Origin of the sequence: Acidisarcina polymorpha (assembly GCF_003330725.1) — a bacterium.
Lineage (GTDB): Bacteria > Acidobacteriota > Terriglobia > Terriglobales > Acidobacteriaceae > Acidisarcina > Acidisarcina polymorpha.
The window spans coordinates 6,807,910-6,831,735 of record NZ_CP030840.1; the positions used below are offsets into that span (position 1 = coordinate 6,807,910).

Here is a 23,826-nt window from a genome sequence, read left to right on the forward strand (position 1 = left end):
CTCGTGTACGTGCGCACGCTCAGGAAGCACAGTCCTTGATCCAAGCCCGAGCAGTACCACTGACCGGGCGGAGCGTAGCTTCACAATTCGTGCCGAGGAATCTCTCGTTGGGACTTTCGCATCCGCAATCCTTAGAGAGGTTCGCAAGAAAGCCTGCAAAATCAACCTGCAGTTTCTTGCTCAAGGAACTGAAGAGATCGGGCCATTGCGCGAGGGCATTATCGATCTCGACGTTGGGGATATAAAACTTCGAGGGCCGGAAGTTAAAGTTTAAGGCCTGTTCATTGATAAATTCGTGGGTGTAGTTCGTCTTGGGCATCCGTTGTCGCGAGCGCCAGTGACGTTGAAGCGCTACATCGAATATGAGCACATCAGCGCATCGCGCCGCGGACTGCAGTATGGCCCCATCGATGAAGCACTCACTGAGCGCTGGGTTTGAGTAGATAGTGCTGCAATGAGTAGGATGGATCTGGGGATAGTATCCAGTTTAGTTCCTCCCTGCTAGCGACTAACGAGGTACGTATACCGCTCTTTTAACGCTAGCCTGATGAACCGAGTTCATCTTGGTCCGACTGACGCTGCGACAGATCTTCTACCTGCAATTATGCAACTATGAAGGAGGGAAGTTTACATGAGCGATGAAAAGAAGATGACCTCCGCGAGGACGAGTCACGCCTCTATCGTCAGTATGACACCGAGCACTCGAGACGAGTCTACTCAAAAGGCAAGCAGCCCCATAAGCCTCTATGAGAAGATGGGCGAGCGAACCACGCAACCCTTTGCCATCCACATCCTCGATGCGTTGCAACCGATCTTAAACCTCGACCTTATAGATATTGCCGCTGGCACCGGTGGATTGGCCCTTGTTGCCGCCGAGCGTGGAGCAAGGGTGCTTGCTACAGACGTGAGCGCGCCCATGATCGACCGAATACGTGAACGTTTGGGCCCAGGCCAACGTGGCCGGGCGGAGATCATGGACTTCAGTACGCTGAACCTGAGGGACGCTAGCTACGACATAGCAGTATCCAATTTTGGGGTGCTCGCGTTCTCGAAGTGGCGGCTTGGCTTAGCCGAGATGATCCGTGTCACGAGGCACGGAGGACGGATCAACCTTTCGATGTGGACCCAAAGGGACGATTGCTCTCCGGCTCACCTTATGAAACGGGTGTTCAGCACTCTGTTTCCCGTCCGGGTTCTTTGGCCTGCCGACATGTTCCCTGTTTTCACGGAAGAAGCACTGCGCGCTGACGTGCGAGCTGCGGGCTGCAGCGACGTCCAGGTCGAGGTTGTGACAGCGGACTGGAGTCCGTTCTCCTCGGTAGACGTCGTAAGTGAATGCCACCCTATGTTCAAGGGCTTTCCAGGCTATGCCACGTTGACCCCTATTGAGGCAGAAAAACTGCACGCTGCGCTACAGGATGCGTTCCAAAGCTATGCCGGAGAGGATGGCGTCATCCGTCTCCCGACAAGAGCTTTCGTTGTCACTGGACGGCGGCTCTGAGCGAACCATGCCTAGATCAGTCCCGGACAACGCCTTTGTCGGAAGTTGGCCATGCATAGTCTGAGGCCTGAGCGCACGATATCTACGTTTGGTGTTGGGGTCCAATAACAACTCGAGCCAGTTGTTTAAGAGGGGGTCGCACGAGTTCCTAATTCCTATTGAGGAAAAGCTTAATCAAGCTATTGCGAGTTCTTTTGTCTTCGCGCTATTACGATGCGGCGAGCGTTTCCGCCGATTGGACAGCCCGTTTTTGAGCGAAGACTCTGAGATGAACGTGATGATTCGCGACTGGAGGACTGGAGGCTTCGCACTAGCGGACTTAAAGTCGCTTAGTACCTGCGACAATCGCCCACCGCTTGAACTAGTCAGGCCCCGACGCTCTCGAGCAGAAACTTCGTAGTAGATTTGGCGAGAGAGTGCGCGCCTGACCGGCCGCCGTCGACATCCTCAATGTTGCCGATGATCGGCCAGTGCTGCCGACGCTGCGAGATAGCCGCACATTCCGTGCACGCCACCACCTGGAGGGGTGGATGCGCTGGCAAGGTAGATACGGGCGTTAGAGGTTCGGTGTCCACGAATGGTCGGCCGTGCAAGCATCCCTTTCAGCGTCATGGCACCACCCGATATGTCGCCCTTCGCTAAGTTCAGGTTCCAACGTCCTAACGCTCTCGTATTCCAGGCGCAGCGGTCGAGAACGACATCGCGGAAACCGGGCGCAAAACGCTCAATTTGGGTTTCGATAGATGCGCTCATATCTCGCTCTGACCCATACGGAACCTGGCAGTATGCCCACGCCGTGTGTCTGCCAAGTGGTGCTCGGGTTGAATCTATGAGACTAGGTTGCGTGACGAGAACAAAAGGTCGCTCATTGTGGCGGCCATAGAACGCGTCATGTTCGGAGCGGGCAATCTCAGCCAACGTCCCGCCAAGATGTACTGTAGCGGCCTGCAGACACGCAAGATCTCGCCATGGAATGGGTTCCCGCAAGGCGTAATCGATCTTGAAGATGCCGGGACCGGGACGAAAATGTGTTATTCGCTGACGAAATGCCAAGGAGAGAGCGTCCCCCGATATGCTGGCCATAGACTCGGCTGACGTGTCGAAGAGTGTGATGTCGGAGTACGGAAGTCCTGTAAGCGAAGTCACCTCGACTCCGGTGTACAGCTTACCGCCGAGTTCAGTAAGGCGATTGACGAGTGCGCGACTGATGCTCACGGCTCCACCACGTGCGATGGGCCAGCCTGTAGTGTGGCCCGCGGCAAGCATAACGAGAGCAACGGCGGAGCTCGAGGCCTTCGTGAAGGGAATTACCGAATGTGCAGCGCATCCAGCGAACAGCGCTCGGGCCCGCTCGTCTCGAAAGAGGAGCCGAGCTAAAACTTGTGCAGGAAGTAGTGCCGGGATACCGAAGACGCCCATCGCAACTGGATGCTTTGGAACGCGCAACAAGCCACGCGTAAAATCGTCGACTAAATCCTCCCACGCACGGATTGTCGGGCCAAGTAGCAATCGATAGTTTCGAGCGTCGTGTGCTGAGAACTGCGAGAGGGTTGACTCGACTTCGGATTCGAGAGTAATGCTTGAGCCGTCATCGAGAGGGTGAGCCATGGGAGTACCCGGTTGAAGCCATTCGAGACCACACTCTTCGAGTTGCAGCGCGCGAAAGGCCGGTGACGCGATTCCGAGTGGAAAAACGCTTGAACCGATGTCATGGAGGAAGCCAGGAAGGGTGAGCTCCCCGGTCGCCGCAGCCCCACCAGGCTGGACATTGCGTTCGAAAACCGACACCTGCACTCCCGCTAGCGCCAGTGTCACGGCTGCTGTCAGTCCGTTAGGGCCGGAGCCTATAATGTTGGCCGAACGCAACGATTCGCACCTCCTCCATCACACTTTTCAACGCCAAATGACATTAGCAGCAGGCAGGCTATCAGGACAGTTCCCATATGAAAGTGAGAGGTTTCGACCAGACGGAATGGGCGAGTCTGAAGATCACTGAAGTCTGACGGGTCGAAAACTGAGTAGACGTAGATCCGCTTCTACCCGGTCAGGGACACCCGTCGCACCTACTATAACAACTGCCTTGCTACCTTGATCAGTCGCGGACGCTCTCAGCGCTCCAGTGCCCACTCGTTTATCCAATGAAATCCGCGGTCGAGCAAAGGATAATGATCCGGCAGAGGAACCCGGCTGAGTGTGAGGGTGCCGAGCATCCCAGCGCCGTCACCGAACGGCTTGAGGACAAGATGATTGGGGTCTGGTTGGGCGAAGAGGTAGCTCCCTTGAAAACGAGTTCCCTCAAACCACCCCGAGTATAGAGATAGGGTTCGCTTTTGAGGATCAACCTGTATGCCGGCACGCCATAACCTACCGTCGCTTGATCGAGCCATGACACGGCCATCCGGTTCGAGGTAAAGCGCTGTCAGGGGTGACCCTTCTGCTGTCAGGACGGGTGTGTCGACATTGTGACCGTCCAGGCGGAGCACATCGGAGTCGACGTGCCATTCGCCGGTGAGCGCACCAGGATGCCGCACGTTTTGGCTTTCCTGTTTGGCCATCGTGTATGCACCGGGGACAAGATTATAGATTGCAAGGAGCACGAAACCTACTTCAATGACACGCGTCCCGATTCTGAACTCTCGTCGTTCCAGCGGTGGGACCCAGAGGCCGGTGGGAGCCGTCATCCGATGGAGCCAAAAATACTCATACAGCGATCCTAGATCCGGTGCGATCACGGCAATTGTCGTTAGGAGGATCAGACCAGCCCCTAACTTGACCGGAACATCGAAGAATAGGTTAAAGAGCAAGACATTAGACATGATGAAAGCGTTCAACAGTGCGCCGAGCAAAGCAGTCCGACGAAAGAAGAGCAGAACGCCCGCGAGCATCTCAAACGCCCCACAGAGAATCTGATACAACGGGTGCAGACCGATCATGGTCCATAGCAGAGTCATGGGTGAACTCTGTCCCAGCGGTTCATTCAGCACCGCCAGTGATGGTCGGCTCATCTGCAACGGGAACACCTTGCCTGACCCATATCTAAGCATGAGAAACACGAGCAACATGCGCAACAAGAAACGTAGCCAAGCAGCCGCGGTCTGGTAGTGCGGTCGACGCCTATCCAACACACGCCAAACAAGTGCGCCGAACACGGAAGCGCAAAGGATCAGGCCAAGCGTAATCCAGTTGAGCGCCGTATCGCGCGAGTCAGTCGGGTGCGCTTCCATTGCAATTCCGCTGAGATGAAACGCATGCACACCGGTCCATTGCGCGGCGTGAAATGCCACAAAAGAGATTCCGTTACTGATCGCATCGCCTACGAACGGAATGATTGAGAGAGGTGAGAATATGACTACATCGGACAGAAGAAGAAACAAGAATAGAAGACAAAAAGCAAAGCGAAACGGCACCGACCAGCACACTCGATCGATCTCGTCTGCCTCTGCATTTTTCTTCGAGAAAACGAAACTTCGCTCGGTAGCTTGATTCACGGCTCCGGGCAGCCTATGTGTAGACATCATCACCTCTTTACTTTTCAGCGTTCCCTCTCGTTCTGGCACGCTTTGTGTGTGGTCGCGCACATTCGTGGCCATATCAGAGTTTCGCCGAAATCTAGGTTTGGACATCGCACAAAACTGGGAGGAAGCACCACATATGGACAAAAAGCAGATGATTCCCGCCTAAGTAGAGTTCGTGGCTGCCGATAGGCTCCAAGCGACTCGATTCGTGGTGCCTAGCTTATGGTCTGACACCCACGACTCACCGAGCAACCATTGCATGGCTGGTTTCGGGAGAGCGTCCGTAAGTACGCCCATTGGACAACCAATCACAAAAGGTGAGATGGAACGCGGTGAAGTTGGGAATGAGCAACTAGAGCGTCAGCCAATATGTCCTCCGCAACGTTATGAGTAGACACAGAGAGAACCGGGTCATGCGTTTCTCCGCTTTACGTGGTAGACGTGGAATGGCAGATTGATTCCGTCATGTCCGATTTTCAGTTACATTCGCTGCACATTACCTTCGTTCGCAGCAGGTGATTCTCAGAAATCGTTTCTAGGAAACATCAAGCGAGGTCCTATCGCGGCGGAACTCCACGCCGCCAAGCTGACCAATGTCTCGCAATTTCCTGCACCAACGTGTTGCCTGCGAGGTAAAGATTCATGACTGCGGGTTCGAAGCCTCCAGCCGATTGGTAATTGAGGAGAGTACTCGCATCACTTCCGCCGGGAGGAGCTCGATCGAAATCTGAACCTGTGCGGAGCACAGCCACACGGTTTGTGTCCACCAAGTGTTCTCCAGCAGCGCGCATCAGAACCGCAAAGGTTGCGTTATCCTCTTGCTGACTGGTGCAGGCGACGGCATGGTGGTCCGTTAACTCCGATGCCCATACATCAGCGCGTTCAGTCAGATGGGTTCCAGAAAACCAGGTATCACTTGAAAGCGTATCGCACTGGACAACGGCAGGTGCCGCATTAGCAGGAGCATAACCGTAAACAGCTCGTGCTTTCTGAGCGCTAGGGCTGTCGGTAAGCTTCACACTTTCAGAGAGGGAAAAAGCGCGATTCACCAGCTCGTCATTGAGTTTAAACACCTCTGTCCCATAAATTAGCTGAGGCTTCTCAGCTGGGCTCATTGTGTTGATGCCAAGATATCCACTTGGCCAGGCAGCTGGAGCATCTCGTTTGTCCAGTTCCCATTGAAGACCGAAGTCTACCAAGTAGTGTGCCCAGGCGGCAGTGCCGAGGGTACCACGAGCTGGGTTTATTCCAGCGACGCCAGCAATAAGCCAATAAGTCTTCTGAAGATCAAATTGCCGTGAGTAAATAAGGGCACTAATCGACGCGGCGGCATTGGCGTAACCCATCCCAGTGGTGACCTGACACACCCCATCACGGCCGCAGTGTACAGCTGAGTCGGCGGGCAGGAGACCAGGCACCACCGTAAGCCTATCTAGCACCCGGTGCGAGCGCCACACCTCTCCTTCCGGACCAAACATCGAGACGATCATAACTTTGACGGTGATTTTGGATTTCGGCTCAGCGAAGCTGTTTGAGCTTAGCAAGACAATTATGCTGGTGACAATCCATTGGTACATTCTCAAGAACGACCCCCTCCTGTTTATGTCTGTGGCAAGTCATTGCTGTCAAAACACTCAGCTTGCGCCCTTGTGTTGCTTCACTCCTGCTACTATGATCGCCGGTCACCCGGTCTGTGAAGGCGGAGTAGTACATGTCTGCTCCTGCCCATCTTTGACGGGAGGGCGGTCACTAACCGCGACCTGCGGCGTAAGCCTCTCCGAGAGAGAAGGCTCATCAACCGCTCGCGCCACACTCCCTTCAAGGTGCGCTCAAAATGTGTGCAGGTTTCGAGAAATACTGCAAGCAGTTCCTGGCCTATGTAAGGAAGCACTGTTCTCCTTCACGACGTTATGACAATGGTTTGTTTCAGAAGTACAGTGAACCAACCCGGATACAGAGTTGAGTGCGCCTAGATAATTGACTCGACGATTCCGCCCTCAACCCGAAGAGCGGAGCCGGTGGTTGCCGATGCCTGCATCGAGCATGCATAAAAAACCAAGTTGGCAATCTCATCGACGCTAAGAATGCGTTGTTCGATTGAGCTTGGATAGCGTGCCTTTCAGGGACTGTCGCAAGGGCCGCCTCTTCAAAGCCTTGGCCTTGTTGCGTTGTTATCCCGCTTACCATGGCCTCGACCCACTCCACCATGGTTACGCCTGGCGACACGGCATTGACCGATCCCAGACGTGCCCGCGTCAGGATGCCATTTAGACCGCATCGGGCAGGTCCCTTGGAAAATTATGCGGAAAGATCGGACGCCGACTTCCATATGCGATTTTCGAAACGCAGTACGTAACTCGAGACGCTACGACAACGTTCATCCAACGCTGCTTGAGTGTTGCCAACCTGAATGACGTCATCCAGATTGGCAGCGCTGTGAGCCTAGCGGGGGCGAGAGGGGGAAACGGGCTGTGGTGTCACGCGCGGGGTCAGTGGCAGCGTTGTGATTGCGGTCGTAAATTCCACGTGAGGTACGATTTTGTTCATTGGCGAGCCTGTGCCGATCGGTGGCCGTCAGATTGCCTCCATCTCTGTTTCGCATCCGTGTCTCTTGATTTGCAATTTTAGCCTGATTGCGGTCAGCCCTAGCGGCTCCTCCAGGAGTAATCTGACCGTCGGCTACACCGTGGTTAATGCGGGCTTGCTGGCGGGCTTGTCGCTCCTGAATCGAGTGGCGTTCCGTCTGCGTGCTTTGTGCCATGGCGAAGGCAGTCGGCAGTACCAAAACAAAAGCTGCGTGCATGATAAATCTTGAGTTCATAACAAATTCCTTTCTTGTTCCTTTTACGGTGACTGAAAGCTCGCACATTAGCCCGTCGCTAGATTGGAACCCAAAGGGGTTGAGCTGGTTGCGCTATGCGCGGAGTCTGTCCGATATCGTTAGATTCTTGGCCGTATGAGCTTGATGAAGTTTCTGCCCTCGGTCTGAACCTGGCTACTGATCTCTACGGTTCTGTTGCAAAGACGTTTTCATGCCCCAAGATGTTAAGGTGGGGCGCGGGCAAGGAGCCCACGGCTAGTATGCAGATGAGCGTTTCTAGAGTTTTTGCAATAGAGCCGCTTGGCGAACGGCCTTAACCTCATTGCGAAGTGTGCCAAGGCGAGCAAGTTCGAGGTCGTCACTATAGAACATGTTGTATGTGTCATCTGGAACTAGGCGTTCACCGTGCGGGTGAGCGATGTGGATACAGGTCTTCTTAATCGAACGGAGATCAAAGGTCTGCGTGTCGAAACTGGACGATGAGAATAGGGAAGAGATTGCAACTCATCATGGTCAGGAGGATTCTTCTCCATCAAAGACTGATTAGATAAGGGCGACGATTCAGCACTTTCCTCTAGACTCTGGTTGGTTTAGGAACCAGGGTCGGCGGGAAGAAAGGAGCCCCGATGATCTTCATAGGTTGTGAGTTCCATCTAAGCTTTCAGCAGATTGCCATGCTCGATACTGAGTGTGGTACGACGACGGAGCATAAGCTGATGCACGCGTCAGGTGAAGCGGAGCGATTCTATCGAGCACTGGCATCGCCTGCGCTTGTGGCCATTGAAACGGTCGGCGACGATCAGTGGTTTGTTCAGTTATTGCAGAGACTTGGCCATGAGGTGTGGGTCGGAGATGCGGCCCAGATTCGTGCCAGCTATGTACGGAAGCAGAAGACGGATCGGCGAGATGCCGGACACATTCTGAAGCTCCTGATCGAGGGGCGGTTCCCTCGTATCTGGGTTCGCGGGTCGGAGATGCGGGATCACCGTCAGTCGCTGGTTCACCGCCATAAGCTGGTTCAGATACGGACACGATTGAAGAACGAGCTGCAACATCTCATGCTCAACCAAGGCATGCAGAAGAAGCAGAAGCTCTGGAGCACAGAAGGCCGAGCTGCGCTGCAAGCCTTATCGCTCGATCCCTGGGCAGATCGTCGAAGGCGCGATCTGCTTCATCTGCTCGGCATCCTCGATGCTCAACTCGAACAGCTCGATGAGGCCGTCAAGCAGGTCGCTCTGCCGTATCCTGACGTGCAGCTTCTGTTGAGCCAGCCAGGCGTTGTTCCGATCACTGCCCTGGCATTCGTCTTGACCATCGGTGACGTCCGCCGGTTCCCGCGAGGCAAGCAGGTTGCCAGCTATCTGGGCCTGATCCCTCGAGAGCACTCGTCTGGTGGCAAGCAGAAGATGGGCGGCATCACGAAACAGGGCAGCCGGCTCATGCGGTTTCTTCTGGTCGAGGCAGCCAACATCGCCGTTCGCTTCGATCCCGACTTCCGCAAGGAGTACTCCCACCGCTGTCATCAAAAGCACTTCATCGTCGCCAAGGTAGCTGCCGCACGCAAGCTGGCGATTCGGATGTACTGGATCCTGCGGACTCAAAAGCCGTATCCGCAGGTTCTCTCATCGAGAGCAGCCTGAAATGTATTCTGGTCAGCGCAAGCCAGACCGACAGGCTGAGTAGGCGCTCTCGCACCCAGCACAGGCCGGGTGTCCGCATAGAAGGATCATGGTCGCAGTTGTGACCGTATTGATGGTTGGTGGAGAATACTCCTCCGTAGTTGATTCGATGAGAACCCGCTCGTGCCCTGGTTCCTAAACTCCTTGGTCTCGAGCGTTGCTCATCGCAACGGTAAGGAGAACTCTGCCCTTGACTACACCTTCGCCCTTATTGACGAATACATTTGCGCAGACTTGTCTTCTCGACCGAACTTCCCCTTGCAGTCCTGCGGCGGACCATACATTTGAGGGCGCTCCGTTGGATGGGAAAAGCGGCCGTGTAGGAGGAGGGTTTACTACGATTGGGATTGACCCCAACCTCAGTATGCCCCACAACTTGAATACACCTTAACGCTCGAGCATTCGCTGACGAATAACTTTGTCGCCAGCGTGGGTTACCAAGGATTTCATTCCGGAAATTTGATCACGAATGGAGGTAATCTCGCCGCCCATACGTACGGAAACGATGTTAGTGCTTTCGCGGGTGACTTGCTGCAACATGAATTCCCGCGTTGTTGACTAGTACGTTTAGCCCTGAAAATCGGTCTTTTATCTCAGTTGGAAGATGCCCACCATCTCCTGATCCAAGCATGCAATTACTCTCCATCGTCAGGTACAGACTTCGATCTCGGGGTCTGACTTTCACTGTTCATCGTCCGCTCGTTGCTTCCAGACGTATTGAGCTGAGCTGTATAGGCCGGCAGACTCAAGACATCGGTCCGCTCAGAGTTCAGCGGTTCGTCGTCCCCCTGGGTGATGGGGAGAGAAGTGCCGACCTGCAGGTGAAGACGATATCTTCCGGGCGAGGCCCCAAAGCTCTTTGTAAAGAGTCGCCGGAAGACTTCCACACTACCAAAGCCACTAACCCTAGCGACATCTCCCAAGCTGAGATTTTCATCGGCTAGGTTCCGGCGCGCAGCCTCTAAACGTAACTCGCTTACATGGCGCGCCGGGGTCCTACCTACCTCGCGGACGAAGTACCGAGCGAAATTTCTTGGACTCATCGCCATTCGTCGAGCGAGACTGGACACCGATAAGTCTTTGTCAAGATTGTCCGCCATCCAGACGAGGAGGTTGCCGATCGAACCGACGGAGGATTTCTGTGCCAGCAATGTCGTACTCAATTGTGGTTGGGTACTTGATCGGCGGAGAAACAATAGCAAATGTTTCGCAGCTTCCGCGGCAGCGTTGGTTCCTAGGTCCTCTTCCACCAGCGCAAGAGCAAGATCGATCGCAGAAGTGCCACCGGCTGCCGTATAGCAGAAGCCATCCTTTACATAGATGCGATCAGAAAGGACTTGAACCTCAGGATACCTTGTCGCCATGTGCTCCAGGTACGTCCAATGAGTTGTCGCTTTCTTCTGTCGAAGTAGTCCTGCTTCCGCTAGGAGCAGGCTACCCGAACCTACACCGGCGACTCGTCGGGCTGCGGCGCAATGCAGCCGTGCCCACTCCACTAACTCCTTCATCCTATGTTCAGGAAAAGCCATGGGCCCTGAATGTCCCCCGGCAAAAAGAATAGTGTCGGCATTCGGAACAAGCTCAGGCAACTCGAATTCATCCACGAACTGTTCGTAAGTTTTGGGTGCAATTCCTCGAGGCTCCAGAGAAATGATCCGCACATCGTAAAGTAGCTCGGACAGATCCGCATTTACAACTTCGAAGACCTCAGCAGGACCGAACACATTGATTGGGCTGCTTGATGGTAGCGCCAGAAAAATCACGCGTATAGGTTTTCGTTTGAGCCCAGCGGGATCCGAACTTTGCGGCGGCTTTGCTCGTGTCCTTGGCCCGTCATAGGAACCCCTTCTGCCTGTGATCATCAAGTCCATCCGAGTCGATATCCATTGCTGGTAGCAGGAGGACCTTCAGTACAGCCCCTTTCCTTCGATTGAATTCTGTACTTCCCTGGAGGAATGCCAAAGGTCTTTGTGAATGGGCGTCGGAAAGCTTCGACGCTGCCAAAGCCGCTAGCTTTTGCAACTTCAAACAGGCTCAGGCTCGGGCTCGCAAGATGTTGACACGCAGCCTCGAGTCGCAGCTCAGTCACGTGGCGTCCAGGAGTCTTGCCGACGGTGCGGGTAAAGTGTCGCACGAAATTCCTCGGGCTCATGGCCACCCGTTTTGCGAGTTCGCTAACGGAGAGGTCGTGGTCGAGATTGTCCGCAATCCAAAACAGAAGATTACTAATCGACCGAGCAGCTGATGTTTGCGCTAAAAGCGTGGTACTCAATTGCGGTTGAGCACCCGACCGGCGGAGGAAGAGCACCATGTGCTTCGCCACCTCCGCGGGCCCAAAAATGTTCATAAGACTGGCTGACGGTAGCGCAAGCAAAGTCACGTTGAGCGGCATCATACCTCCTGGGTTGCGTCTAGCGGTTCAGCAAGGTTTCGACTGTAAGACTATCGACGCAGCCCTCTCCAATGCGCCCCCTTACTGGCGAGGGGATTTAACTGCATGCGTGACGAGTCGAATCACGGACGTTTGAATGTTGAAGTTGTCCCTTGCATAACAGAATGGCAGTGGCTGCGTAAAACGAAACGACTCACGAACCGATCATGACAGTTTGAACCGCCCAAAGATATTGCCTGATGAGGGGCGGGGGGGGCGCCCCCCCAATCCGGGGGAGGGGGGGTACGTGCAACCCGCGGCACTCTAAAGGTCGAGGAAGCCTCGTTGCAGCGCGATCGTCACGGCGTGAGTACGGTCGTTCGCCTTCAGCTTGGCCAAGATACTCGTCATGTGTGCTTTGACGGTGTCCGCGCCGATGTTGAGATGGTCCGCGACCAGCTTGTTGGAGTAGCCGAGGGCAACTAGGTGCAAGACCTCCAGTTCACGCGGAGTAAGCTGTACGCCGCCGGTGTGCTGAGCGAGTTCCAGCGCCACCTCTGCCTGCACGCACACTCCGCCGGCAAACACCGTGCGAATCGCCTCACGCAATTCTCGCCGTGCCGAGGCCTTCAACAAGTAACCCACCGCTCCTGCCTTCAACGCCCGCCGGGCTTGCACATCGCCGGAGTACGTCGTTAGCACAATCACCCGCGCGATGCCGTCTTGCCGACGCAGTTCCTCAATCACCCGGATGCCATCCATGTCCGGCAGCCGCAGGTCGAGCAGGACCACATCCGGGCGAAGCTTTTCGTAGGAGGCAAGCGTCTCATGGCCACTCTCCGCCTCCCCAACAACGTCCATATCCGGCTGGCCGACGATCATGGAACGCACACCCTCTCGTACTACGGGATGATCATCCACAAGCAGAACGCGAATCTTCGCCGGGCCAGAAGACACTGTGCAACTCCTTTGCAGAGACAGTTTACGCGTGCCCGGACAGGTACAGGCGCGCACACAATCACGGCGATCGCCCGGGTCCAGAAAACAAAAGCCGGGCTAGTTGGTGGCCGCCGTGATCCATGTCGCCAGAGACGTGTTCGCCGTGGCCGAGACGGTCGTGTTGAGGGGTATGGCGAAGGTCAGCCGCATCGCATACGGCTGGCGTACGGCCGGATTGAACATGCCACCACTCGCTGTCACGGAGGGATCATACCCCGCGAAGTACAGGTACCAGGTGCCCGCCGGATACTGCACCAGCGAAGGCACTCCCGGTGCCTGGACCATAGCGTTCACATAGTTGGGCCACCCAGGTCGGGAGGACTGAAGCAGATACACCACCTCAGCCTGTGCCGCTGGATTGCACGGGACATTGCCGGTGTCCTGCTGCAGGATCTTCTTGTACGGCCCAAGCAGCGTGTCAGCCCAGGCAATTCCCACCTTGTAGCAGGGCGTCTCAAAAGGTCCGGTGGAGTACGCCATTGTGTATCTTCCGGAAAACGCCGACATGTTTCCTGTCTCAATCAGCTTGAACTGGCTGCTTGAGCTCGCACAGGCAAACAACTCGGAGTTGAAGCTCTTATCGCCTGAGGAATCTGTGTTCTCCGGCACCAGCAAGTGGACCGGTGCGCTGTTGTTCAGTTGCGTCGCCGAGTTCATCAACTCCGCCACAATTCCATCCTGCGCAGTGCTCACCCCTGCCAGCCGTATGCTAGTCGGCACGGGCAAGATTGCCGGGTGCCACCTAAGATGCGATCTGGTATAACGCATGCGGAACCCATGGCTAGTCGTCACGCAGCAGCACGTTGCTCCGTTACGTCACAACGCCCGTTCGCTGCCTGGGGCGGCGGCGCACCGGATAGCACATAGTATTCCGCCATGGACAGTACACTTGCTACCCACTTTAAAATAGGAGCGCTACCTTCCATCCTCTCAGACCACTATCAATCAATTTGATGGCAAACTACGCCTCCAAGGTGGAGCAAATGCAGACAATTGTGCGCTACATCCTGCCACCCCGCAGTTTGGGCCGCCAATGGTCGTATCCGCCTTACAATAACCTCAGCAGGTTGCCCTTGGGGTGACGGCTCTCGCTGCCAGCTCTCTCACGGAACGCGATGAACACCTTTTACCGACGCATTGTCCTTCTGCTTTCCGTGTTTCTCTGCTTCAGGTCCGTTGCCGTTGCGCAGATGCAACCGCTCGGCCAGATGCAGCACGACACCTGGGCTGGCCACGATGGGGCTCCCCTTGGCGTCCGCGCTCTCGCTCTAGGGCACGACGGGCTGCTCTATCTCGCGACCTTCCAGGGCCTGTTCCACTTCGACGGATCATCCTTCGAGCACGTCACCGTTCCAGGTGTCGTCCTCGGCTCTTCACTCCTAGATCTACTGTCCACCCAGCAGGGTGATATGCTTCTCATCTTCGCGCACGGCGCTCCGATTCTTCTTCATCGGCGGCAGGGCGAATACTTGGGTCGAGTCGAAGGCGCGGATCTGGAATCAATTAAGTATCCGCAACAGTCGCCTGACGGCACTATCTGGGCTGTTCTCAACGAGCGATTGCTGGTCTTTCTCGGACCGGACCTCGTCTGGCACGTGGTAGCCGACCCCGGCAACGGCCGCGCACACGTCACGCAACTCTTCGCGGATACGAGTGGCGTTCTTTGGACGGTCGAAGATGATCGCGTTTACCGCCGCTCGCCGGAGGCTGCCTACCAGGCGCTGGACGTCTTCGTTTACGGTCCGTGCAAATTCACCGGCGGTGCCGACGGAAGTCTCTGGATCGCAAGCTCCGGACCCGCGCCCAAAGATACCGCCGCCCAGCACCTTCTGCACCTGGATGCGTCCGGTCATGTTCTCCCGACCCCTTCCGTCCGAGAGCCGCTTTCGGCACCCTTGGTAACCCGGGATGGTTCGCTTTGGCTTCTCACATCAGGCTTTGAGCTCATGCATCTGCCCACCCCAGCCTTCCAGTCATTTCCGGAGCGTCCTGAGGAGATGGTCCCTTTGCGTACGGCTGTCGGTCTCTACACTGCGAACGCGTTGCTGCAATCGAGCGACGGGTCCATCTGGGTTGGCGGCATGGGGGGCCTGGAGCGCTTTAAAACCTCCACGCTCATCCCGCTGTTTCCCCACGCAACTCCGGGCAGTTGGGAGTTTTGCCCCGGAAAAAACGGCGGTCAGTGGATCATCGACGCGCACAGCAACCTCTTGCTGCGGCATAGCGATGGCCTGATCGAAAAGAAGGAAACACAGGTTGAGGATCTGGACTGTTCACCCTTCGGAAATCAGCTTCGCAAGTCCACCGGACTAGCCATGCTGGAGGACGATCACGTCACCATGCTCCCCCCTCCCTTCCCCGACAAGCCGGGCCTGGGCAATCACTACATCTTTACCGGCTCCGGCCGCACCGCGGATGGGTCCGTGCTGGCCGTCGTCGCCGGCGCGGCCCTCGGGCGCTACCTGCTCCGATACCAGCATTACCGATGGCAGCAGCTCAATCCCGGCTGGCAGGGTGCAGAGCTTAGCGGCATATACACCGCGCGCAGCGGCGAGACCTATTTCGGCGATCGCGCCGGCGCTGTTGGCGTCCTTGACCCGGGCGCGGCTCGGGTCCGCTCCCTGGGCTCCGTAGGCTCGAACGCTATCCTGGGCTTCACGGAAACAAGACTTGGGCTACTCGCGTATGGGGTCAGCAACATCGCTGTCCGGACAAACGGGTCCTTCCATCAGCTGCGCTTTGCCGACCCAAACGACGCAACCATGGTCACTGGCCTGGTGGAAGCAGACGATGGCGATCTTTGGCTGAACTGCATCAAGGGCGTGGTGCGCATTCGTGCAGAAGAGTTCCAACAGGCGCTCAGCGATCCCACCCATCGGCTGCTTACGAACAATATCGCAGAAGGCGACTACACCGGCCCTACCCAGATGAACCTCTTCAGCGAGACCGTTCACAAGGACGCGAATGGACGCATCTGGTTCGACACACCCAATGGCATTGTGTCGCTTGTCTCACAAGACATTCGGCCCTTTGAACTGCCTACCGTCACGATCAAAGACGCTCTTGTTGACGGCTCTCCCTTTCCGCAGAACCGCTCCCTGGCACCCGGCGTCAACGTCTTCAGCGTCCACTACGTCGGCGTAGACTTTTCCGATCCTTCCGGCCTCTCCTACGCCTACCGCTTGGACGGCTACGACAACGACTGGCAATTGGTAGGTCAAAGAACTGAGGCCGTCTACACGCACCTCCGCGCTGGCCGCTACACCTTCTCCCTCAAGGCCCGCAATGCTTTCGGAAACTGGACACGGCCAGTCTCTTTCGATACGTTCACGGTTCAGCCCCACTATTATGAACGGGGCTGGTTCATCGCCCTGGTCACGCTGCTTCTTATTGCTCTCTTTACCCTCGCAATCCGCCAACGTCTGCGCATGGCGGCTGACAGGATCCGCAGAAACGCGGAAGAGCGCGCCGACGAGCGCATCACCATCGCACGCGACCTCCACGACACTCTCCTGCAGGGCATACAGGGCTTGCTCTTTTCCTTTCACGTTGCCATTGAAGGTGTTCCTGACCGCCATCCATCCCGTCGGGCCCTGGAACGCGCCCTGACCAGCGCGGAAAAGCTGATCGTGGAGGGCCGCGACCGCGTAAAGGGTCTCCGTGGCCAGGCCATCACCGGCGATGAGCTCAGCCGTCTCTTAACAAACGTTGCAGAAGACCTGGGCAGCGGCCGGCTGCTGCATCTGGATGTCATCGGCGACCCGATGAGCAATAACAATCTCCGAGACTCCGTAGCTGCCGAGCTCTTTCTTATTGCGCGTGAGGCAATCGTCAACGCCGTCCGGCACGCGCAAGCCTCACGCATCACCGTTCGGCTCCGTTTTGCATTCTCCGACTTCACCCTGGACTGTGAAGATGATGGCGTCGGCTTCACGCCCCCCGCGGCATTTTCTAATAACCAGACCCGCTGGGGGCTGCCCGGCATGCAGGAGCGTGTCGCCAAACTACCCGGCACCCTAGAGGTGCGCACCGCACCAGGCGAGGGTACGCTGGTGCGGGTCACCCTCAAAGCACGCGACGCCTACCGGTAAACGGCTCTGTTGCAAATGTATGGTCCGCCGTCTGACTGCAAGGGAAAAGCTGAGGGATGAGAAAGTCTGCGTCAATGTATCCGGCCTTCTGGTGGAGAATATCTCCCGGCCATGATGAGATACGCCGCGTCCCTGTCCTGATAAGTTTCTCGGCCTTGGAAGGCCATTTGCAACATCAGGTTTCAGGTCCGCCGTTTGACTGTTTTTTCATCCTGACTCTTCCTGCGCAGCCTTCGGGGGTGAGCTTTAGGTACGTCGCTACTGAATAGCGGAGAAGCGAGCAAGCTTGCAAGCGCCTTTTGATGCCTGATTAGGTGATTAGGTAGCCATCGGTACTGGGAATGCTCGATAATCATTGCCACTCGACAACTCTGGAGCAAATGATGGGTGAGCGTGGCGTGCCCGTTGATCACTCCACGATCTATCGTTGGGTTCAGAGGTACGCGCCGGAGATCGAAAAGCGGCTGCGCTGGCAGTGGCGCCGCCCGCAAACGACGAGTTGGCGGGTTGACGAAACCTATATCAAGGTTCGCGGTCAGTGGACGTATCTGTACCGAGTTGTCGACAAGCATGGAAACACAATCGATTTCCATCTCTCACCGACACGCAACACCAAAGCGGCGAATCGCTTCCTTGGCAAGGCGCTGAACGGTTTGAAGAATGGGGGGAGGCCGGGGATCATCAATACGGACAAAGCGCCGACCTACAGTATCGCGATCTCATAACTTAAAGCCGAGAGCAAATGTCCTGAGAAAACGGTGCATCGACAAGCAACGTTTCTGAACAATGTCGTCGAAGCCGATCATGGCAAGCTGAAGCAACTGATCCGTTCAGTGAGGGGCTTCAGAACGCTGAAGACAGCTTACGCGACGATCCGACGGTTTGAGGTGATGCGTGCATTACGCAAGGGTCAAGCGGCGATCTTCAACCTCACACAAGACGTCCGCAGCGAGGCGCGCACGTAGAACGGGCCTTCGGGATCGGTGCCAGTGCGCTCGCCGAGGCAGTCGCTCTCATCGGTGAAGGCCTCAAACTACAGACTGCTTGAAATTCAGGGCAGGCAACGTCTCGGACGCCCTTCATCCAACCCTAAAGGTTCAACAGAGCCCGACGGCGGCTAATTGATCGAAAAGAAGCTGCGCTACACTAACACTCCACGGTACAAAGATCGGGCAGACCAAGAGTGCATTTTCGTGGAATACCTAAAGATATACATGTCCATGCGGATCGACATGCATCTTGGCGTTACTTCTTGAACGAGCCGTTATTTTGCACCAAACGGTGATCTCCACCACCTATTGCGGGCCCAATGTGACAATTTAAGAGCTTGACCGCGTCCCTACCGTCAATCCGACGAGGAAAACATGAACCCCCGTGTGCGCAAAATGCTCCTCCGGTCGCATTGTCTCGCTCAATCGTCACCGAAAGAGTCTTCCCACTTTGCCAATGGTTTCCCAGATCGTCTTTTAGCGGCTGCAGAATGTGAACCTGACATTCTGGCTGCACGTTGACGACCGTCAAATTGGATACCAAGAATGCTCCGAGTATGAGGAGCTGAAACATATGATCATTCTCCACAATTCTGTTTCAGCGGTCTGGTTAGGCGGGTTAGTATGCGTCACATGGCGCGACATATGCCGCTCTTGGCGACAGCGATACCCCTTCTCGCATGCCTCATTCATATAGCTACTGACCGATGTTGACGAACGGCCACACTCCTCGCCGCGCGTGTTCGATCTCGGGAAACAGTGGCCAATCGTCAAAACAATGTTTATAGCGGACAGATTAGAACCGTAATCCTGCGGTGTCCCTGAAGCTAGCGCCGACGCCCCAGCCGTACCTGGTGCGATCCCCTCCAGTGTTCCTGATGGAATCGTATACGGCGAAGGTGACTATATTCCTACCAGGTTTAAGAACGAGCTGTACGGTGCCGTTTTCTAAGCTGTAGCGCCCGTCTGGTGGTTGCCGCTCTGCCTCCGGGTAATAGAAGTTCTTTTTTGTCGTCAAGAACGAGCCATTGACGAAGATCCATGCCTGCCCGATCCATCCAAGCGACATAGTCTTGGTCTGACTCTTGTCGGACCAAACAGAGAAGCGGAGCCATGTCAGCTCTGGGGAAACCTCTTGCGCAGAATAGAGACGATTGAGATTTACAAACCCGAACCTCTCCGAACTGACCGGTTTCCACGCCTGCGAGGGAACATCCGAGAAAGCTGGAGGTTTGCCCAGATGGAAAGGGGTAGAAGAGCCAAGTTCCCAGTGATGAACAATGCTTCGGTCGTTATCGGAACGATCTCGCGCGACCGATGAAAGGAGCCCGTCAACCTGGCCAGCGCGAATTGTTAGGTTTGCGAACTGTGCCGGTCCCACAAGACCGATAGTTCCGTGAGAAGAACTACTCTCCAGCTTTCCTACCTTCAATACAGGTTCCGGAAAGTGATTGACATAAAGATTCATTCGTCGGCCCGAAATTACGAGCTTGAAATGGTTCCAGCCGTCATAGACCGGGGCTTGAGTCTGATACTCCGGGAAGACATTCCAGAGCATGAAGCCATTAATGATGGGAGCGTACTGCACGCAGTCGTCTGAAGCTCTGCAGTCAACCGACGGGCGTAGGTAAAACTCTTCGGAGTTCTCCGCTCCCCGTTCGCCTTGCATACGGAAACGAATACCGGGAAGGCCATCTCCGGTCACCTTCATATCAAAATCGATTGTGCCGCTCGCAAAATCGAAGTTTTGGAGTTGGATAGATCCCTCCGATAATTGCACCAGACCTTGCGGAAAGCCTTCTCGAACCTCGAACGAGGGACTAGACGGCTTAGTACTGGCAAACTCGGCGTGAGATATCCAACTCCCCGGGTTTAGCGGAACATCGACGCGCTGCGCCAAAGCGAAACAGGCCGAGGTCAAAGTGACCACACTGGCGGCGTGTCTAATGAACTTCAACGGTGCAAACATAGTGTCTACGGGTGACTCCTGCTCCAAGGGTATAAGAGACGCCAGGTCAGTGAATGCAAATGGCCCGCGGAATGAAGACATTTCCGTGATAGATTCGGACAATTTTCCCTAGTCACCTGTCGGAGCTGGGACATCCTTGATGAACTGTATTCTTGAATGCATCTGCGCGACGACCACGTCTAGGAAAGCATCGTAAACTTAAGCAATTTGGTCCCACGAATTACTCAACCGCATGATTCGGACCGCACTCGACATCGCATGGCTCATTCCACCATCCTGAGCATCGACATCCATCATCTTTCCCTCAAATTGAACACCACAAGTGACGTCGATGAAAATATTCCGAGCTTCACACGGATAATGTCGAAGACGTTAGGCGCGTCCTCCCTCATTTTGCTTCTGGCCGTCGTGCCATCCGTGATTTCCGAACCCCATAGGAGATGTAGATCAGCAAGCCGATAGCGGACCACACCGGCAAGACTAACTTTGCCTCCGTCGACAAAAAGAGGAACAGCAGGACGCACCCCGCAGCCGATAGTGGTGCGATGATCCACACCACAGCGACCCGGAATGGGCGCACACGTTGTGGATCGGTCCTTCTGAGCCGCAACACTGCCAGGGAAACCATGAAGAAGGCAAAGAGAGTGCCTGAGTTCGCGATTGCCGCCAATCGTCCGACAGGCAGGAAGGCGGCCGCAACTGTGACCGCCGTACCTGTGCCAAGTGTCATGATGTGCGGCGTCTGCCAACGCGGATGCACGCGCGACAATGCGCGAGGCAGTAGGCCATCGCGCGACATCACAAAGAACACCCGCGTCTGTCCGTAGATCATCATTAGGATGACGGAGGGAAGGGCCAGAAATGCAACGAGCCCCAACAGGTTGGCAAACAAGGGATAACCGATTTGCCGAAGCACAAAAGCCAAAGCTTCTTGCGAGCAGACAAGCGGACCGCTCGTGCCGGAAGCTGTAATCGACTCACACGCTTTTCCGAGTCCAAGCGAGCCCGGAGACAAATATTCGCCATGTGGTCCGAAGAGAGGTTGAGATCCGTAAGCCCCAGTCACACCGATCGCAACGAGCACATAGATTATTGTGACCACCGAAAGTGCACCAAATAGACCCAACGGGATATTTCTTTGCGGCTCCCTGGTCTCTTCAGCGGCAGTGGCGACGGCATCAAACCCGACAAATGTGAAGAAGATAGATGCGGAAGCGCTCGCAATGCCCGATACACCCAATGGAGCAAACGGGTGGAAGTTTGAAGCGTGGAGCAACGGGAGTGATAAGGCGATAAAGATTGCCAAGACCACAACCTTAACGGCCACAAAGAGTGCATTGACTCGCGCGCTTTCCTTCGTGCCGCGCACAAGCAGCAAAGTCACAAGAATCGAGATGATTACGGCAGGCAGATTAATTACGCCGCCCGCATAGGGCCCATTTGCGAGTGAGGGCGGAACGACTATGTGAAACACTGAGCCCTTAAGTAAACCAACAAAATATCCCGACCAACCCACGGCAACCGCACTGCCCGTGATCGCATATTCGAGCACAAGCGCCCACCCTACGGCCCATGCCCAGAACTCTCCAAAACTAACGTAGGCGTAAGCATAAGCTGCTCCAGAGACCGGAGCCATTGCAGACATCTCGGCATAGCAAAGAGTCGCGATACCACAAACAAACGCAGCAAGGATGAACGACACTAACATGCCCGGGCCAGCTTGCTGGGCAGCTTCGGCAGTAAGCACGAAAATGCCAGTGCCGATCGTAGAGCCGATTCCAAGAAGGGTGAGTTGTAGCGGTCCTAGAGATCGACGCAGGCTTTTGCGTTCGTCGACTTCACTGACCGCATCTAAAGATTTGACTCTCCACACAATTATTTCTCTTCTTCCTGACTTCCGTGGACCGCTGTTGCTTAGCCGACCTTCGTAGTCGATTTCACCCAATGTATCTGGAGGGCAGACTGGAGTCGTCGGGGAAAGTGTCCCTCTCCTTCCCCCCATAGAGGTAGTCCGGTGCACCCTATCAGGGAGGCGATATCTTCCGAGATCTAGTGAATCGTTGGAATTGTGCGGCGCGTGAGTTCGATCTTCTGGCAGAAAACCTTCGAAAAAGCACGAAACGAAAAGCCCCTAGCCGTAGCAGATTGGCACTCTATTTGTTGCATATTGAAACCGACGCTGTTCCCCAACACTGTGTTACTCCATCTGAAAATGATGTCTTCCGATGCTTCGATACTTGGTTAGCAGTAACTTAACGTTTGATGTGCGAGGTTTGCGATACCAAGCGCTCTGATCGGTCAAATGCCCTACGAATCCCGCCAGAGGTGCCTAAATAGTCTTCAATCGTGCAACTCGCGATGTAAAACACTCCACGCGCGATCCTCCGCCAAGCATGGTTTCTTACGAAACGAATCCAAGAGCTGCCTGCCGCCAACAGCGATACTGCTGAGTACTCTCTTCTGAAGTCTAAGGAGCGTCAGTCTGAACTTTCGGTGTTCATGGCGTCCCTTATGGACGCTAGGAAAGCGTATTAGCGATAAGCTCAGTCGCGACAGCAACAGAATCGGAGCTCGCAATCTCTTCGGCGAACCTCCTTGCGTTCTTGCGATACGAATCATCGCCTAGAACGCTCTGCATGGCGCCGCGGAGGCGTTCGGACGTAAGTTGATCAAGAGGCACCATCGTGCCGGTCTTCGTCCAGACGACGCGGGCGGCGTTGCCAGGTTGTTCGCTGGCAATCGGAATCGTGACCATCGGAATGCCACGACTGAGGCAGTCAATCACCGTGTTGATTCCTGCATGCGTGACGCAGAGAGCAGCACGGTCTAGGAGTTCTTCCTGCGGAGCGTAGTCGACAACGAGCACATTGGCCGGAACGTGAGTGTGCGAGGAGTTCCGCTGGGCGCCGCCGAGCGTCAGAACAATCTGTGCGTCAAGCCCCTCTGCGGCCTCTAGGATTGCCTGGAAGATCTGTGAGATTCCGTTCTGTAAAGTACCAAGTGACGCATAGATCAAAGGCTGTGGGGTGAGCCGGTCCCAAGGAAACGATATGCGTTGACGGGCGCGCTCGTGGCGCAGCGGCCCGACATAATGCAGATTCAAGGGAGACTGCTTACGAGGGAAATCGAAGGCCGCCGGGATCTGCGCGAGTTGAAGCAAAGGGGACTGAGCATCTTGCAAGAAGTCGTTGTGCGGCGCTAGATTCCACGTAACACGTTGCTTGTTCGTCAGATCCAATAGTGGCTGAAAGATCTTCCGCGTCCCATCCCAGCCGAGCCGATTGCGTTCGCGTGCTGCATCAGAGGAGTCGTATACCCATGGGAGACTTGGAGGCGGCACGCCGTCTTCTTCGTTGATGAGCAACGCATTTGCTACCGTGATAAAGCGTAAACCCAAATGCTCAGCGACTGTTGATCCGCCCGGAAATAGCTGATCGATGATCAATGCATCCACGGCCTCGTTCTTAATAAGGCTTGGAAGCTCGTTGAAGGCCGTTAGCTCGAGTAACGCCATTCTTTGTCCAAAGTACTTTAGGCTCGCCTCGCCAGAAAGCGTTGCTGTCATGCGCGCGACGTCAGCGAGATAGCCAAGGCCCATTACGCCTTCTCCGAATGGGACGAACCGAGCACCTGCTCTTTCGATTGCCGGGGCATTATCTAAGATGTTGAAATCGACAACTTCTACGCCCCTCTCCACCAGCCCCGCGGCGAGAGCAAGTGAAGGGTTGAGGTGTCCGGCAGCGTAGAGGTGTAATAGACCAAGTTTCATGCGGTTTTCTCGATTCTTTTTGAAGATTTAGATGGGCTGCGGAAACGGGCGGTGATCGGAAGCTTTTTTGCCTTGGGCTCCGTTCTTCGCCAAAAGAGCGAAGCTACCCACCGCCCGGCCTT

The 23,826-nt window shown here is 55.5% G+C and carries 14 protein-coding genes and 1 pseudogene; 5 read left to right on the top strand and 10 right to left on the bottom strand.

Annotated features, from left to right (window positions below):
- Window positions 1-295: 295 nt before the first annotated feature.
- Window positions 296-439 (top strand): type 2 periplasmic-binding domain-containing protein, encoded by a 144-nt coding sequence (locus ACPOL_RS33795; RefSeq protein ID WP_161557637.1) that lies wholly within the window; start codon window positions 296-298, stop codon window positions 437-439.
- Window positions 440-631: 192 nt separating this feature from the next.
- Complete coding sequence (locus tag ACPOL_RS29225) at window positions 632-1,501, top strand: class I SAM-dependent methyltransferase (RefSeq protein ID WP_114210295.1); 870 nt, start codon at window positions 632-634, stop codon at window positions 1,499-1,501.
- Between the two features lie 447 nt (window positions 1,502-1,948).
- Here ACPOL_RS29225 and ACPOL_RS29230 read toward each other — a convergent pair whose 3' ends face one another.
- The 3 genes from ACPOL_RS29230 to ACPOL_RS29240 form a co-directional block, all read right to left on the bottom strand.
- Window positions 1,949-3,367 (bottom strand): phytoene desaturase family protein, encoded by a 1,419-nt coding sequence (locus ACPOL_RS29230; protein WP_114210296.1) that lies wholly within the window; start codon window positions 3,365-3,367, stop codon window positions 1,949-1,951.
- A gap of 242 nt (window positions 3,368-3,609) precedes the next feature.
- Window positions 3,610-4,989 carry a hypothetical protein gene (locus ACPOL_RS29235; RefSeq protein WP_236657108.1) on the bottom strand — a complete coding sequence of 460 codons (1,380 nt, stop codon included), beginning with the start codon at window positions 4,987-4,989 and terminating at the stop codon, window positions 3,610-3,612.
- 584 nt (window positions 4,990-5,573) lie between these two features.
- Complete coding sequence (locus ACPOL_RS29240; RefSeq protein ID WP_114210298.1) at window positions 5,574-6,593, bottom strand: purine-nucleoside phosphorylase; 1,020 nt, start codon at window positions 6,591-6,593, stop codon at window positions 5,574-5,576.
- A gap of 1,870 nt (window positions 6,594-8,463) precedes the next feature.
- Between ACPOL_RS29240 and ACPOL_RS29260 the strand changes: the two genes are divergently transcribed.
- Window positions 8,464-9,477 carry an IS110 family RNA-guided transposase gene (locus ACPOL_RS29260; RefSeq protein ID WP_114210299.1) on the top strand — a complete coding sequence of 338 codons (1,014 nt, stop codon included), beginning with the start codon at window positions 8,464-8,466 and terminating at the stop codon, window positions 9,475-9,477.
- 674 nt (window positions 9,478-10,151) lie between these two features.
- Here ACPOL_RS29260 and ACPOL_RS29265 read toward each other — a convergent pair.
- From ACPOL_RS29265 to ACPOL_RS33290, 4 genes are all read right to left on the bottom strand, one after another.
- Window positions 10,152-11,279, bottom strand: a complete 1,128-nt coding sequence (locus tag ACPOL_RS29265; RefSeq protein ID WP_161557638.1) for a GlxA family transcriptional regulator — start codon at window positions 11,277-11,279, stop codon at window positions 10,152-10,154.
- Between the two features lie 98 nt (window positions 11,280-11,377).
- Window positions 11,378-11,911, bottom strand: a complete 534-nt coding sequence (locus ACPOL_RS29270) for a helix-turn-helix domain-containing protein (RefSeq protein ID WP_114210301.1) — start codon at window positions 11,909-11,911, stop codon at window positions 11,378-11,380.
- 300 nt (window positions 11,912-12,211) lie between these two features.
- Window positions 12,212-12,844, bottom strand: coding sequence for a response regulator transcription factor (locus tag ACPOL_RS29275; RefSeq protein WP_236657109.1), 633 nt, complete (start codon window positions 12,842-12,844; stop codon window positions 12,212-12,214).
- Between the two features lie 99 nt (window positions 12,845-12,943).
- Window positions 12,944-13,606, bottom strand: coding sequence for a glycoside hydrolase family protein (locus ACPOL_RS33290; protein ID WP_150133175.1), 663 nt, complete (start codon window positions 13,604-13,606; stop codon window positions 12,944-12,946).
- Window positions 13,607-14,001: 395 nt separating this feature from the next.
- On the opposite strand from ACPOL_RS33290, the gene ACPOL_RS29290 reads away from it, so the two are divergent.
- Together ACPOL_RS29290 and ACPOL_RS29295 are read left to right on the top strand one after the other, a co-directional pair.
- The gene (locus tag ACPOL_RS29290; protein ID WP_114210304.1) at window positions 14,002-16,977 is read left to right on the top strand and encodes a sensor histidine kinase; all 2,976 of its coding nucleotides are present in this window, start codon (window positions 14,002-14,004) and stop codon (window positions 16,975-16,977) included.
- Between the two features lie 371 nt (window positions 16,978-17,348).
- A pseudogene (locus ACPOL_RS29295) lies at window positions 17,349-18,025 on the top strand (IS6 family transposase); the annotation flags it as partial.
- 737 nt (window positions 18,026-18,762) lie between these two features.
- On the opposite strand, the gene ACPOL_RS29305 reads toward ACPOL_RS29295, so the two are convergent.
- The 3 genes from ACPOL_RS29305 to ACPOL_RS29315 all read right to left on the bottom strand — a co-directional run bounded on the left by ACPOL_RS29305 (window position 18,763) and on the right by ACPOL_RS29315 (window position 23,704).
- Window positions 18,763-19,935 (bottom strand): LamG domain-containing protein, encoded by a 1,173-nt coding sequence (locus ACPOL_RS29305; protein WP_114210306.1) that lies wholly within the window; start codon window positions 19,933-19,935, stop codon window positions 18,763-18,765.
- A gap of 388 nt (window positions 19,936-20,323) precedes the next feature.
- A complete protein-coding gene (locus ACPOL_RS29310) occupies window positions 20,324-21,808 on the bottom strand; it encodes an amino acid permease (protein WP_201759007.1) in 1,485 nt (494 codons plus the stop codon).
- A 645-nt stretch (window positions 21,809-22,453) separates the two neighbouring features.
- Entirely contained in the window at window positions 22,454-23,704 is a 1,251-nt protein-coding gene (locus ACPOL_RS29315; RefSeq protein ID WP_114210307.1) for a glycosyltransferase, read from the bottom strand.
- Between the last annotated feature and the right edge of the window lie 122 nt (window positions 23,705-23,826).

Excerpts from the sequence above, each read along its gene's own strand:
- ACPOL_RS29240 (WP_114210298.1), bottom strand. The coding sequence starts at position 6,593 with ATGTACCAATGGATTGTCACCAGCATAATTGTCTTGCTAAGCTCAAAC.
- ACPOL_RS29315 (WP_114210307.1), bottom strand. The coding sequence starts at position 23,704 with ATGAAACTTGGTCTATTACACCTCTACGCTGCCGGACACCTCAACCCT.
- ACPOL_RS29270 (WP_114210301.1), bottom strand. The coding sequence starts at position 11,911 with ATGATGCCGCTCAACGTGACTTTGCTTGCGCTACCGTCAGCCAGTCTT.
- ACPOL_RS29305 (WP_114210306.1), bottom strand. The coding sequence starts at position 19,935 with ATGTTTGCACCGTTGAAGTTCATTAGACACGCCGCCAGTGTGGTCACT.
- ACPOL_RS29260 (WP_114210299.1), top strand. The coding sequence starts at position 8,464 with ATGATCTTCATAGGTTGTGAGTTCCATCTAAGCTTTCAGCAGATTGCC.
- ACPOL_RS29290 (WP_114210304.1), top strand. The coding sequence starts at position 14,002 with ATGAACACCTTTTACCGACGCATTGTCCTTCTGCTTTCCGTGTTTCTC.
- ACPOL_RS29225 (WP_114210295.1), top strand. The coding sequence starts at position 632 with ATGAGCGATGAAAAGAAGATGACCTCCGCGAGGACGAGTCACGCCTCT.